We start from the raw sequence: 13,215 nt of genomic DNA, 5'->3' as shown, positions 1-13,215 counted from the left end.
CTGGGAGGCTCCCCATGACCACCGTGACGTCCCCGATCGCCGGACGCGCCGTCGGACTGGCCGCCGTGCCGGATCCGGTCTTCTCCGGGGCCATGGTCGGCCCGGGCACCGCCATCGACCCCGTGCGTGAGCCTGCTGAGGCCGTCGCCCCCGTGGACGGAGTCATCGTCTCCCTCCACCCGCACGCCTTCGTCGTCGTGGACGGGGACGGACACGGGGTGCTCACCCACCTCGGCATCGACACCGTGCAGCTCAATGGCGAGGGCTTCGAGCTGCTCGTGAACAAGGGCGACACCGTGACCCGCGGTCAGGGCATCGTGCGCTGGGACCCGACGGCTGTCGAGGCCGCCGGCAAGTCGCCGGTGTGCCCGATCGTGGCTCTGGAGGCCACGGCCGAGGCTCTCTCCGAACTCCGTGAGGACGGCGACGTCAAGGCAGGCGACAGCCTCTTCATCTGGAAGTGATGTCATGGCCGTCGTATGACGGCATACAGGCCAACCACTGCGGCGGCGGGACCCGCCGCACTATCGGAGACGGGTGAGATGGAGACAACGCTGCGAGGCGTCGGCGTGAGCCACGGAGTGGCGATCGGCGAGGTTCGGCACATGGGAACGGCGGTGCTCGAGCCGCCTGCCAAGCAGATCCCGGCCGAGGAGGCGGAGCGCGAACAGGGGCGCGCCCGCCAGGCTGTTGAAGCTGTGGCAGCCGACCTGATTGCGCGCGGCAATCTGGCGGGGGGCGAAGCCCAGGCGGTACTCGAGGCGCAGGCCATGATGGCCCAGGATCCCGAGCTGATGGCGGATGTGGAGCGGCGGATCGCCGTCGGCAGCACCGCCGAGCGCGCGGTCTACGACGCTTTCGCGGCGTACCGGGACCTGCTGGCCGGTGCCGGTGAGTACCTCGCCGGCCGCGTGGCGGACCTTGATGACGTGCGGAATCGTATCGTCGCACGCCTGCTCGGTGTGCCGATGCCGGGTGTGCCGGACAGTGACGAGCCATATGTCCTGGTCGCGCGGGATCTCGCGCCGGCGGACACGGCACTGCTGGATCCCACCCTGGTCCTCGGTTTCGTCACCGAGGAGGGCGGGCCGACAAGCCACAGCGCGATCCTGGCCCGGGCGCTCGGTGTACCGGCCGTGGTGGCACTGCCGGGTGCCGGTGAGTTGGCAGAGGGCACGATGATCGCGGTGGACGGCAGCACCGGCGAGATCTTCGTGAATCCCAGTGACGCGAAGAAGGCCCAGCTGGAAGCCGCGGCCGCCGAGCGCAAGGCGGCGCTGGCCGCGTCGACGGGGCCGGGGGCCACCTCCGACGGTCACAAGGTGCCGCTGCTCGCCAACATCGGCGGTCCCGCTGACGTGCCGGCCGCGGTCGACGCCGGCGCCGAGGGCGTCGGCCTGTTCCGGACCGAGTTCCTCTTCCTGGACGACAACAAGAAGGCTCCGGCCGAGGAGAAGCAGGTCGAGGCCTACCGGCAGGTGCTCGAGGCGTTCCCCGAAGGCCGTGTCGTCGTGCGGGTGCTGGACGCCGGTGCGGACAAGCCGCTCGACTTCCTGACGCCGGCCGACGAGCCGAACCCGGCCTTGGGCGTACGCGGTCTGCGGACGCTCCTGGACCACCCCGAGGTGCTGCGCACCCAGCTGAGCGCGCTGGCGAAGGCGGCCGAGGGTCTGCCGGTCTACCTCGAGGTGATGGCCCCGATGGTCGCGGACCGCCTTGACGCCAAGGCGTTCGCGGATGCGTGCCGGGAGGCTGGGCTGCAGGCGAAGTTCGGTGCGATGGTGGAGATCCCGTCGGCTGCGCTGCGGGCGCGTTCGATCCTGCAGGAGGTCGAGTTCCTGTCGCTGGGGACGAACGACCTGGCTCAGTACACGTTTGCCGCCGACCGTCAGGTGGGCGCGGTGTCCCGGCTTCAGGACCCGTGGCAGCCCGCGCTGCTCGACCTGGTCGCGCTGTCCGCCGAGGCGGCCAAGGCCGAGGGCAAGAGCTGTGGCGTCTGCGGTGAGGCCGCGTCCGATCCGCTGCTCGCGTGTGTGCTGACCGGGCTGGGTGTCACCTCCCTCTCCATGGGTGCGGCGTCGATTCCTTATGTCCGGGCGACGCTGGCGAAGTACACGCTTGCGCAGTGCGAGCGGGCCGCGGCGGCCGCGCGGGCGGCCGACACCGCCGAGGAGGCGCGCAGCGCGGCTCAGGCGGTGCTGTCCGGCGAGTAGGCGGAACGAGCCGACGGCGGTTCTTCTTCCGGGGCGCTCCACCTGCTGGTGGGGCGCCCCGTCCGTCTTTGTGGGCGGATGCTCAGTGGCGATGCTCCGCCGCTCCCTCACCTCCGTTCTCTCCGGTCTCTCCGTCTGCTGTGTCCTCCCCCAGGTCGGGCGGGACGCTGTAGTCGACCCCTGATTCCGGAGAGATGAGGTCGCCCGACTCGACGTCTGTGCAGTAGGCGTCGAAGACCTCGCCCGCGGTCAGGGGGTCGAGGCCGTTTCCGCGCAGGCGCCAACCGTAGATGCGGTCGGGGGTGCCGGGGGCGGTGGTCCGCATGACCAGTCCACCGGGGCTGCGGGTGGCGATGCCCAGGGCCAGGACGGTGGTGAATTCGAGTGCCTCGGCCTCATCGAGTTGTGTGGTCCCGTCGGTGTCCTGGTCCGCGTGGAGGGCGGCGACGAGGGTCTCCGGTGTGCCGGACACGCTGCAGACGAGATGCCGGTTGCCTGGCGGGGCCGTGTCGAGGATGCGGACGAGGAACTTCGAGGCGCGGGCGAAGGCCGTGCGGCCGATGTCCTCGCCGCAGGTCGCGCAGGCGCCGACGCGGGCCAGGAGTGTCGAGGCGTACTCCCAGGTCGCCTGCCGTACTGCTTCGTCCACTAGGGCCGGGACGAGGTCGGCCAGCTTCTGGCCGTCATAGGGAACGGTGGGGCCGGTGGCCGCCAGTTCGGCTGTGAAGCGTGCGCGGCTCGACGGGAGGTCGGGGTCGAGATCTCCGTCCTTGCAGAAGTCGGCGTACTCCTGTGGGTCGAAGAGTGCCACGGTGGTGTGGCTGCCCTCGGCGGCGCGTGTTTTGAGCAGTGCTTCCACCTGCTGCAGGTAGGTTTCGTGGTCGTCGAACGTGAAACTGCGGTAGCGCCGCATGGCCCGGAAGTCGTACTCGTCCGTGAGCAGGCCGATCGTGCCGGCGATTTCGCGGTGCAGGACGCGACGCATGGTCTGGTGGTCGGTGTGCGCCATGTTTCCCCCTGTGCGCAGTCGATCAGTGCTCACTCACAGTAACCGGGGGCACTGACAGTGAGGTCGGAGCCAGTCGACGGCACAGGAAAAGTGCAGGTCAGGGCAGCTGTGATGGTCAGTTTCGTTTGCGGGCGAGGTCCTCGTAGAAGTGGAGCAGGTCGAGGTTGTCGATGGAGCCGGGGTTGACCGCCTTTTCCAGTGGCGTGCCCTGGAGCAGGCGTTTGACCGGGACCTCGATGCGCTTTCCGGTGAGGGTGTGCGGGATTCCGGGCACTTCGATGATCTCGTCGGGGATGTGGCGCGGTGAGAGCTGTTCGCGGATGGTCTGCTTGATGCGGTTCAGGAGGGCGTCGTCGAGGACGGCTCCGGGGGCGAGGTGCACGAAGAGGGGCATCCAGTAGCCCCCGTCGGGCTGTTCGATGCCGATGACGAGGGATTCCCTGATCTCCGGAAGGCGCTCCACGGCTTCGTAGATGTCGGCCGATCCCATCCGCACGCCCTGCCGGTTGAGTGTGGAGTCGGAACGGCCGTGGATGATCACGGAACCTCGGGAGGTCACGGTGATCCAGTCGCCGTGACGCCATACGCCGGGGTAGGTGTCGAAGTAGCTGTCGTGGTAGCGGCTGCCGTCGGGGTCGTTCCAGAAGTGGATCGGCATGGACGGCATGGGGTTGGTGACCACGAGTTCGCCGACGTCGTCGGTCAGGGGTTTGCCGCTCGGGTCCCAGGACTGCAGGTCGGTGCCGAGTCCTGGGGCCTGGAGTTCGCCGATGTACACGGGGAGGGTCGGTACGGCACCCGCGAAGCAGGAGCACACGTCCGTGCCGCCGCTGACCGAGGCGATCCACAGGTCGTCGCGGACCTCGTCGTGGAGCCAGCGGAAGCCGTCGGGCGGGAGGGGGGAGCCAGTGGTGGCGACGCACTGGACGCTGGAGAGGTCGTAGTCCCGGCCCGGGTGGATGTCCGCCTTGCGGCAGGCCATGACGTACGCGGCGGAGGTGCCGTAGAGGGTGGCTCCCGTGCGTTCGGCGACCCGCCATTGGGCGCCGGTGTCGGGAAAGCCGGGGCTGCCGTCGTAGAGGACGATCGTGGTGCCGGTGAGGAGGCCGGAGACGAGGAAGTTCCACATCATCCAGCCAGTGGAGGTGTACCAGAAGAAGCGGTCCTCGGGACCCAGGTCACAGTGCAGGCCCAGTTGTTTGAGGTGTTCGACGAGGATGCCGCCCTGGGACTGGACGATGGCCTTGGGCAGGCCGGTCGTGCCGGAGGAGTAGAGCACCCACAGGGGGTGGTCGAAAGGCACCTGCTCGAATACGGGTTCTGTGTCCGCGCTGGTCAGGGCGGACCACTCCAGGGCGCCTTCGGGAGCCGCCGTGCCGAGGAGCGGGATGTGGACGACCGCGCGCAGGGTGGGCAGCTCGCGGCGCAGTTCGGCTACGGTGTCGCGGCGGTCGTGCTCCTTGCCGCCGTAGCGGTAACCGTCGACCGTGAACAGGACGACGGGTTCGACCTGCTGGAAGCGGTCGAGGACGCTGCGGGCGCCGAAGTCCGGGGCGCAGGAGGTCCAGACGCCGCCCACGGCGGCCGTGGCGAGGAGGGCGACGACGGCCTGGGGGATGTTGGGGAGGTAGCCGCTGACACGGTCTCCGGGGCGTACGCCGAGGGCGCGCAGTTCGGCGGCGAGGGAGCCGACCTGGCGGCGGAGTTCGGACCAGGTGACCGGGCGTGGTTCGTGGGTCTCGTCGACGCACAGGAGGGCCGGTTCGTCCGGTCGGGTCGCGGCCGCTCGCAGGGCGTGTTCGGCGTAGTTGAGGGTCGCTCCGGGGAACCACTGTGCGCCGGGCATCGATCGGTCGGCCAGCACGCGCGCGTAGGGCGTGCTGAACCGTACGTCGAACCACTCCGTGACGGCTTTCCAGAACGTGTCCAGTTCGTGGACGGACCAGCGGTGCAGCGCGGCGTAGCCGCCGTCGCTCGGGGCGCCGTGGCGCTCGGCCGCCCACGCCTGGAATTTGGTGATCTGCGCCTGGGCGATGCGTTCCGGATCTGGCTGCCAGAGCGGCTGGGGGTTCACGATCGACATGGGCGGCTCCCGGAATGTGCGCGTCGTGTGCGTCGCTCGCGCACGGGCTGGGGTGTGCGCGTGACGCGGCTGACACGGACGATGCCATGTGATCGACTTCTGCACCAGGGTGCCGCCCACATAGTCCGTGTCATGAAGATGTGGTCCCGGCACGGGTGAACGGCAGTTGAACGACACACGCGTGTACGCCGGTCAATGGCAGGGTGAGCAGCATGGACGGTCGTGACCTGGTGCATTCGGTGAGGACGGTCGGTTTCGTGGGGGCGGCTCAGGGATTGCGTACCGTACGTGCGGCGTGGCGCAGGCGCCGTGCGGACGCCGCCGGCCTGCCCCCGCGGGGCGCCGAGCGCGCCCGGGTGCCCGGACAGGTGCGCGAGGTGACGCCGGGCCCGGGTGGCGGGGTGCTGCGGTTCAGCCGTTCCGAGCTGCGGGTCACCGTCACGGTGAACGGGGCCGTCTTCTGGGGCTGGGACGGCGCGGGGCCTGAGCCGTCGTACGCGCTCGCAGGGCGCTGTCCGGAGCCCGATCCCCGGGCGGTGCTGGAGCCGGACAAGGACGGCGGCTGGCGCGTCGTGGCGGAGCGAGTGACGGTCGTCGTGTCACGGAACGGCGCCGTCGAGGTGCGCACCCCCGGTGGCGTGACTCTGCGCCGGGATCTGCCGCCCCGGTGGTGGGAGCCGGTCGGGGGCGGCCGGGCCCGATGGATGCAGCGCTCCGAGGTGTCCGCGGACGCGCGTTTCTTCGGGCTGGGCGGGCGCTCGTCGGGGCCCCGGCTGCGGGACGGCACGTACCGGCTGTGGAACACCGACCAGGGGCGTACGTTCGTGCCCGGCGACGATCCGCTGTACATCACCATGCCGGTGCAACTGGTGGTGGCCGACGCGGGCACGCATCTGGTGTTCCACGACACCTCGTGGGACGGCACCGTGGCGCTGCGGGAGGGTGAGGAGGGGGCCGGTTCCGGGCACGACCGTGCGGGGATGTGCGAGATGCGCATGGACGGTGGTCCGCTGCGGTGCTGGGTGATCGTCGGCAGCCCCGCGCGCGTGCTGCTCGCCTGGGCGGCGCTCACCGGAGCAGCGGCGCTGCCGCCGGCGTGGGCGCTCGGCCATCATCACGCGCGGTGGGGCTTCGGAAGTGAGCAGGAGGTACGGCGGATCGTCGCGGGGTATCGGGAGCACGGTCTGCCGCTCGACGCGGTGCACCTGGACATCGACCACTTCGACGCCCATCGAGTGTTCACCGTGGATCAGGAGCGGTTCCCGAAGCTGCCGGCGCTCGCCGAGGAGCTGCGACGGGACGGAATCCGGCTGGTGTCGATCGTCGACCCCGCGGTGAAGGCCGAGCCCGGCAACGAGGTGTACGACGGCGGGACGGCCCACGACGTCTTCGTGCGGGACGCTTCAGGACAGCCGGTACGCGGTGTGGTGTGGCCCGGGGAGGTGGTGTACCCGGACTTCACGCACGCGCGCGTGCGCAAGTGGTGGGGTGGCCTCTACGAGGAACGGCTCGCTCAGGGGTTCTCGGGGTTCTGGCATGACATGAACGAGCCGACGTCGTTCGCCGCGTTCGGGGAGTCCACGCTGCCGCGTTCGGCCCGGCATGACCTGGAGGGGCGGGGCGGCGACCATCGCGAGGCGCACAACGTGTACGCGTTGTGCATGGCCAGGGCGGGCTACGAGGGACTGCGCGAGCTGGCGCCGCGGCAGCGGCCGTTCCTGTTCTCGCGGTCCGGCTGGGTCGGGATGCAGCGCTACGGGGGCACCTGGTCCGGCGATGTCGCCACCGGCTGGCCAGGGTTGCGGGCCTCGCTGTCGCTGGTCATGGGACTGGGGCTGTGCGGGGTGCCGTACTCGGGGCCGGACGTGGGCGGATTCGACGGAAGTCCCTCGCCGGAGCTGTTTCTGCGCTGGTTCCAGCTCGGCGCGTATCTGCCGCTGTTTCGCACCCACGCGAGTCTGCGGGCGGGGCGCAGGGAGCCGTGGGAGTTCGGTGCCGAGGTGCTGGAGCACGCGCGCGTGGCGCTCGTCGAACGCGGGCGGCTGCTGCCGTACTTCCTGACGCTGGCGCATCTCGCCCGCCGTACCGGGGCGCCCTATGTGCGGCCGGTGTGGTGGGGCTCCCCGAGGACCGGGCGCTGCGTGACTGCGAGGACGTATTCCTGCTGGGCGACTGTCTCCTGGTGGCGCCCGTGCTCGACCCGGGCGCTGACCGGCGTGCGGTCCAGCTGCCGCGGGGGCTCTGGTACGACACGGCCACGGAGCAGCCGTACGAGGGGCCGGGGCAGGTCCTCGTCGACGCCCCCTTGTCACGGATTCCGGTGCTCGCGCGCGCGGGTGCCGTGATTCCCACGCGCGGGTCGGACGGCGGGCTGGAGCTGGAGGTGTGGGCTCCCGCGCGGGGACGGACCGGGGCCGGGCTGGTGGTGCCGGATGCCGGAGACGGATGGGAGGAACCCGAGATAGAGCGCTACGTCGCGCGTTGGGAGGGCTCCGGGATCGTCGTCGAGCGGGAGGGCGGCGGGGAGCCGCCCCACCCGGTGCGGGTACGCGGGCTCGGGGAGCGCTGACTCAGATGTAACGGCCCTCGAACCAGGCGCGCACGGCGAGCGTGTGCAGCGGGAAGGCGAGTTCGTCGGGCCTGCGCAGGAGGTGCCAGCCCTCCGTCTCGTCCGTGGCGGTGGGCTCGGGCAGGCGGTCGGCGGGGCGTTCCGGCAGAGCGCCGAACAGCAGCAGATGGCCGTCGGGAGAGCTCATCGCGTCGACGAGCCGCACGTCGCGGCTCGCCGCCTCGATGCCGGTCTCCTCCTTGAGCTCGCGCACGAGTGCCTGCCGCCAGTCCTCACGGTCGCCGATGTAACCGCCGGGCAGTGCGATGCCCCCGCGCGCGGGGGCGATGGTTCGGGTGATGACGACCAGGGCGGTGCCCTTGGTGTCGTACACGGGCTGGAGTGCGACCGCGACCGGCAGCGGATTGCGGTAGGCGACGGTGCCGCAGGCCGGGCAGGTGCGGGGCCAACCGGAGACGCCCTCTCCGTAGGGCGATCCGCAGCTCGAACAGTGGGAGTCCGGTGCGGAGTTGGGGGTGGAGTGCTGAGTTTCGGACACGCGGCGGACTGTATCCGATCATTGGAGGGGCGTCTTCCGGGGGTCCGTCACTACTGCCTTGTGAGGGATTTCGACGACACCGGGAAGTTGAAGTAGGTGTCGGGATAGGGCTCCGGCTTGTACGTGTAGTGCCACCATTCTTCGGCCAGGTTCACGAATCCAACGGCTTCCAGCGTGCTCTTGAGCAGCAACCTGTTGACGCGCTGCTCGCCCTGGATGCGCGGGTCGAGGGTGTGGGAGAGGGTGTCGAAGCAGTCGAATGCGGTGCCCATGTCCAGGGAGTTGTCGGGGAAGCGCTCGCTTTGGGGTGCGTAGCAGGGCACGAGGGGCTCTCCCGGGACGTACGGCCTGGTGGGCTTGGCCGGCAGCCTGACGATGGTCAGGTCCATGGTCGAGCCGCGGCTGTGGCCGGATTTCGCCGCGATGTAACCGTCCACGAACAGGCGTGTCTTGTCGACGTTCGGGTAGAACTCGGCCTTCATGGCCTGATCGTCGAGGTCTTCGGCCCAGCGCGCGAAGTGGTCGACGGCGCGCTGCGGCCGGTAGCAGTCGTACACCTTGAGCGTGTAGCCCTGGCGCAACAGCCGCTTCTGTGCCTTGTGGAGCGCTTCGGCGGCCGGGCGGGTGAGGATGCACAGGGGCTGTCGGTAGCCATCGATGCGCTCGCCGACGAAGTTGTGCGGAGTGAAGTACCGCATCTCCTGAATGATGGTGGGGTCCACGGTTCTCAGCGCCACGAAGTCCTTGGGCGCCTTCGGCTCGGTCTTCGCCTGGGCGGTGGTGGAGGCGGCGGTCAAGGCCAGCAGGGTGGCGAGTGTGGTGACCAGTCCCCGTACCGCGGTCGAGAGTCGTGTCATAACTCCTGCATCTATCAGGAGTGTGTTCCGCCGGGGAAGCGATCGGATGCAGTCGCTGCGGCTCTGCCTCTTTCCGGTTGACCGTGGCACACTTCTGACGTTCCGTCAGATCGGTGTCGGGAGGGGCTGTGCCACGCACGCGTACACCTGTGGTCATGGGGTGGTTCGCCGGTGACGGGGATGACTTTCGACTCCTCGGCACCCGCTGCTCGACATGCGCCTCGGTCTTTTTCCCGCGCGAGGACGTCCACTGCCGCCATCCCGGGTGCGCCGGCGGTGATCTGCAGGAAGTGGCGCTGTCGCGGCGGGGGCGTATCTGGTCGTACACGGACAGCCGGTACCGGCCTCCGTCACCCTACGTGACCGATTCGGAACTTCCGTGGGAGCCGTACGCGTTGATCGCTGTGGAGCTGGAGTCCGAGCGGATGGTGGTGCTGGGACAGGCGGCTCCCGGGGTCACCGTCGCTGATCTGGCGGTGGGCATGGAGGTGGAGGTCGTGCCCGGCGTGCTGCACGAGGACGCGGAGACGATCTGGACGACGTGGCACTGGCGGCCGACGGGGGTGGCGGTATGACAGGCGATGTGGCGGTGCTGGGGGCCGGTATGCATCCGTGGGGCAAATGGGGGCGGGGTTTCGTCGAGTACGGCGTCGCGGCTGCTCGCGCGGCGCTTGCCGACGCCGGACTGGAGTGGCGGCAGGTTGGCTCGATCGTCGGTGCGGACACGGTGCGCGGCGGCTACCCCGGGTATGTGGCCGGGGCGACCTTCGCCAAGGCGCTGGGCTGGCAGGGTGCACGGGTCACCAGCCTGTACGCGGCGTGCGCGTCAGGGGCGCAGGCCATCAGCACCGCGCGTGCACAGATCCTTTCGGGCCTCGCGGACGTGGTGCTCGTCGTGGGCGCGGATGCCGCGCCCAAGGGCTTCTTCCGGCCGGCGGGAGGTGACCGGCCGGACGATCCCGACTGGCTGCGGTTCAGGGTGCTCGGGGCAACCAATCCGACGTACTTCGGGCTGTACGCGCGGCGCAGGATGGCTGTCCATGGGGACACCCTGGAGGACTTCGCTCAGGTCAAGGTGAAGAACGCGGCGCTCGGCGCGCTGAACGCCAACGCGCGGTACCGCAAGCCGGTCACCGCTCAGGAGGTCGCCGCCTCGCCGGTGGTCGCCGATCCGCTGCGGCTGCTCGACATCTGCGCTACCTCGGACGGAGGGGCGGCCCTGGTGCTCTCCAGCATGGAGTTCGCCCGTCGGCACGGGGTGGCGGAGCCGGTGCGGGTCCGGGCGGTGTCCACGGTGACGCCGCGCTACCCCAATCCGGTGCTGGATCTGCCGGACATCGCGACGGACTCCGCGGTGGCGGTGAAGCCCGCGGCTGAGACGTTCCGGGCGTCGATCGCGCGGACGGCCTACGAGGAGGCGGGCATCGGGGCCGAGGACCTCTCCCTCGCGGAGGTGTACGACCTGTCCACGGCACTGGAGTTGCAGTGGTACGAGGATCTTGGGCTGTGCGGCGAGGGCGAGGGCGCCAAGCTGCTGCGGGACGGCGAGACGGCTCCGGGCGGGCGTATACCCGTGAACATGAGCGGCGGCCTGGCGTCCTTCGGGGAGGCGGTTCCGGCTCAGGCGGTCGCTCAGGTCTGCGAGGTGACATGGCAGTTGCGGGGGCAGGCCGGTGACCGGCAAGTCGCCGGGGCACGCGTGGGGATCACCGCCAACCAGGGGCTGTTCGGGCACGGGTCCGCGGTGATCGCGGTGCGGTGAGGACCGCGTCCACGTGGCGTGCGGCCGCCCGGCCGTACGCGCGGCGGTGACGCTTCATGCGAGTTTCGACGCCACCGTTGTATCTCTGGTGATGCCTCGTCACACGGCTTCTGTGCGGGCAGTTCGTACGCTGTGTGATCGCCCCGGAATCCTGCGTGAACGTCTCATGAACTGGGCCTCAGTGCTCTCGAAGGGCGCCATTATGCTCCCGTGCGCTCCTGGTCGGATACTCTCCGCTTTGCTTTCCAACCGGTGGTCAACTTGTCCACCGGCGGGATCGCGGCACTGGAGATCCTCGCCCGCCCAGAGGCCGGCGACATTCTGGCCGAGGCGCGTCGCGACCCCGAACTCGACAGTCGGCTCGCCGTGTTGGCGGTCCGCGCGGCGATTCGCAAAGAGTCGCTGCTGCCACTGCACGTCAACGTGTTCGCCGGGACGCTCGCGGACCTCGGTGGACTGGCCTCGCTGCACGCAGCAGTGCGCGCGGCCGGACGTATGCCGTGGGAGGTGACGATCGACGTCGGCCCGCCGTACACGCACGTGCCGCAGAAGGCGCTGCTGGAGGCGGTGACCGCGCTGCGCGAACAGGGCTTCCGGATCAGCGCCGACGGCGTCGGGGACGGAGACATACCGCTGCGGCTGCTCACGGACATCGAGCCGGATCTGGTGAAGCTCGACGCGTCGCTGCTGGCGCGGCCGGCAGCGGTGCGGGCGATGCGGACGCTGTGCGACGAGCTGCGGGCGCTGCTGTGCGTGGAGGGCGTGGAGACCGAACTGCAGTTCGCGGCAGCGTTGTCGGCCGGTGCGCAGCTGGCGCAGGGTGAGTTGTTCGCGCCACCGGCGAGGCTGCCGGCGGCGGAGGTGTACGTTCCGCCCCGTTCCCCCGACGTCGAGGCGCCGTCGCCGTCGGGACCGCTGGTGCGGGAGTTCGTGCGGCCGGCCGCGCTGCTGCCCGCGAACGCGTCCGCGGCCCAGGTACGGGCGCTGCTGACCGGGTCGCCGGACGTGTCCGGGGTGCTGCTCGTGGACCGGGACGGGGTGCCCGTGCGGTCCGTGCACCGGTCGCGCTTCCTGCTGTCCATGTCAGGCCGCTACGGCCACGCGCTGTACGCCGACCGGCCCGCCGCCAAGCTGGGCGATCCGCCGCGCACCGTGGGCATCGACGCCACCGCGTGGGAGGTGCTGGAGGTGGTCGCGGACGGCGGCCGGGACCGTACGTCGGACGATGTGGCCGTAGTCGACGCATACGGGCGGTGCGTGGGCGTCGTGCGGCTGGCGGACCTCGTACGGGCGCTGGCAGAGACACGCGTCGAGGAGGCGGCCGGGCTCAACCCGCTGACGCGGCTGCCCGGGTCGGACGCAATCACCGGTGAGGTGGACCGGCGGATCGCGGACGGCCGGCCGTTCGCACTGAGCTGGCTGGATGTCGACCACTTCAAGCAGGTGAACGACGGGGCCGGGTTCGCGGCGGGCGACGAGCTGATCCGCTCGGTGGGGCGGGCGCTGCAGCTCGCGGCGTCCGGGACGACGCGCGTGGGGCACATCGGCGGGGACGACTTCCTGGTACTCGCGGATCCGGAGGGACTGAATCCGCTCGCGGTCTCGGTTCTGGACATGCCGTGGTCGGCGGGGGGACTGCCGGTGACGCTGTCCCTGGCCACCGTGCTGTGCCCGCCGGGCAGCGTGACGGACCACCGAGAGGCAGCGGCCTGCCTGGCACCCCTGAAGAAGGCAGCCAAGTCGCTGAGCGGGGCGAGCTGGGTGTTGGGGCACGCCGGGCTGCCCGGGCATGAGATCCGGCGTGGCGCGGAGCCGACGCCGAGCGAGGCCGGATGTGCGGTGGGGGACCTGGCAGGGGGTGAGGGGCGCTGAGAGCCGGTGCGGCATGGCCTCGCGGACCCGTGTGGGGCGGCGTCGCACTGCTGCGGTCCGGCGTGGCGGCCTCCTGCGGTCGCGGTCTCGCACGCGGGGGCGGACACTGCGTTGTGAACGGGTGTCGTCCGCGACCTTGACGCCCCCTTAGCGCCGGTGAACACTTCCCGTTGTCAGCCGACATCGCCGTACATTCTCGGCGTATTCCGGCACTGCGCCGTAGGGGCTTCTGGGCCGAGGCCCACTCCCCAGGCCGGTCGGCTGCGACGGCACGCTCGTCACGGACGCCGGGCGGGGCGCGGGACTCTCCCT

Annotated in this window: 9 protein-coding genes and 1 pseudogene; 6 read left to right on the top strand and 4 right to left on the bottom strand. The window is 70.5% G+C overall.

The genetic code is table 11. The features are described 5' to 3' along the window. Window positions 1-14: 14 nt before the first annotated feature. Both I2W78_RS34605 and ptsP read left to right on the top strand, forming a co-directional pair. Window positions 15-464, top strand: a complete 450-nt coding sequence (locus I2W78_RS34605; RefSeq protein WP_196464185.1) for a PTS sugar transporter subunit IIA — start codon at window positions 15-17, stop codon at window positions 462-464. Between the two features lie 78 nt (window positions 465-542). After that, the gene (gene ptsP / locus I2W78_RS34600) at window positions 543-2,213 is read left to right on the top strand and encodes a phosphoenolpyruvate--protein phosphotransferase (RefSeq protein ID WP_196464184.1); all 1,671 of its coding nucleotides are present in this window, start codon (window positions 543-545) and stop codon (window positions 2,211-2,213) included. A gap of 82 nt (window positions 2,214-2,295) precedes the next feature. On the opposite strand, the gene I2W78_RS34595 is transcribed toward ptsP, so the two are convergent. Both I2W78_RS34595 and I2W78_RS34590 read right to left on the bottom strand, forming a co-directional pair. After that, complete coding sequence (locus I2W78_RS34595) at window positions 2,296-3,222, bottom strand: hypothetical protein (protein WP_196464183.1); 927 nt, start codon at window positions 3,220-3,222, stop codon at window positions 2,296-2,298. 115 nt (window positions 3,223-3,337) lie between these two features. Further along, window positions 3,338-5,305 (bottom strand): acetoacetate--CoA ligase, encoded by a 1,968-nt coding sequence (locus tag I2W78_RS34590; protein ID WP_196464182.1) that lies wholly within the window; start codon window positions 5,303-5,305, stop codon window positions 3,338-3,340. Between the two features lie 212 nt (window positions 5,306-5,517). Between I2W78_RS34590 and I2W78_RS34585 the strand changes: the two are divergent. Further along, window positions 5,518-7,874, top strand: a pseudogene (locus I2W78_RS34585) (glycoside hydrolase family 31 protein). A 1-nt stretch (window position 7,875) separates the two neighbouring features. On the opposite strand, the gene I2W78_RS34580 reads toward I2W78_RS34585, so the two are convergent. Together I2W78_RS34580 and I2W78_RS34575 are read right to left on the bottom strand one after the other, a co-directional pair. Next, a complete protein-coding gene (locus I2W78_RS34580; protein WP_196464181.1) occupies window positions 7,876-8,412 on the bottom strand; it encodes an NUDIX domain-containing protein in 537 nt (178 codons plus the stop codon). A 50-nt stretch (window positions 8,413-8,462) separates the two neighbouring features. Continuing rightward, a complete protein-coding gene (locus I2W78_RS34575) occupies window positions 8,463-9,269 on the bottom strand; it encodes a M15 family metallopeptidase (protein ID WP_196464180.1) in 807 nt (268 codons plus the stop codon). A gap of 149 nt (window positions 9,270-9,418) precedes the next feature. Between I2W78_RS34575 and I2W78_RS34570 the strand changes: the two genes are divergently transcribed. The 3 genes from I2W78_RS34570 (at window position 9,419) to I2W78_RS34560 (ending at window position 12,903) form a co-directional block, all read left to right on the top strand. Continuing rightward, window positions 9,419-9,844 (top strand): Zn-ribbon domain-containing OB-fold protein, encoded by a 426-nt coding sequence (locus tag I2W78_RS34570; protein WP_196464820.1) that lies wholly within the window; start codon window positions 9,419-9,421, stop codon window positions 9,842-9,844. After that, window positions 9,841-11,031: a lipid-transfer protein gene (locus I2W78_RS34565; protein ID WP_196464179.1), complete on the top strand. Its 1,191-nt coding sequence runs from the start codon at window positions 9,841-9,843 to the stop codon at window positions 11,029-11,031. The genes I2W78_RS34570 and I2W78_RS34565 overlap by 4 nt, the downstream gene beginning before the upstream one ends. A gap of 210 nt (window positions 11,032-11,241) precedes the next feature. Beyond that, the gene (locus I2W78_RS34560) at window positions 11,242-12,903 is read left to right on the top strand and encodes a GGDEF domain-containing protein (protein ID WP_196464178.1); all 1,662 of its coding nucleotides are present in this window, start codon (window positions 11,242-11,244) and stop codon (window positions 12,901-12,903) included. The last annotated feature ends 312 nt before the right edge of the window (window positions 12,904-13,215 follow it).

The sequence above is a fragment of the Streptomyces spinoverrucosus genome (genome assembly GCF_015712165.1).
In the GTDB taxonomy this organism is placed as follows: Bacteria; Actinomycetota; Actinomycetes; order Streptomycetales; family Streptomycetaceae; genus Streptomyces; species Streptomyces spinoverrucosus_A.
The sequence above is the reverse complement of the archived record's forward strand: the minus strand, read 5'-3'. Positions and strand labels throughout refer to the sequence as shown.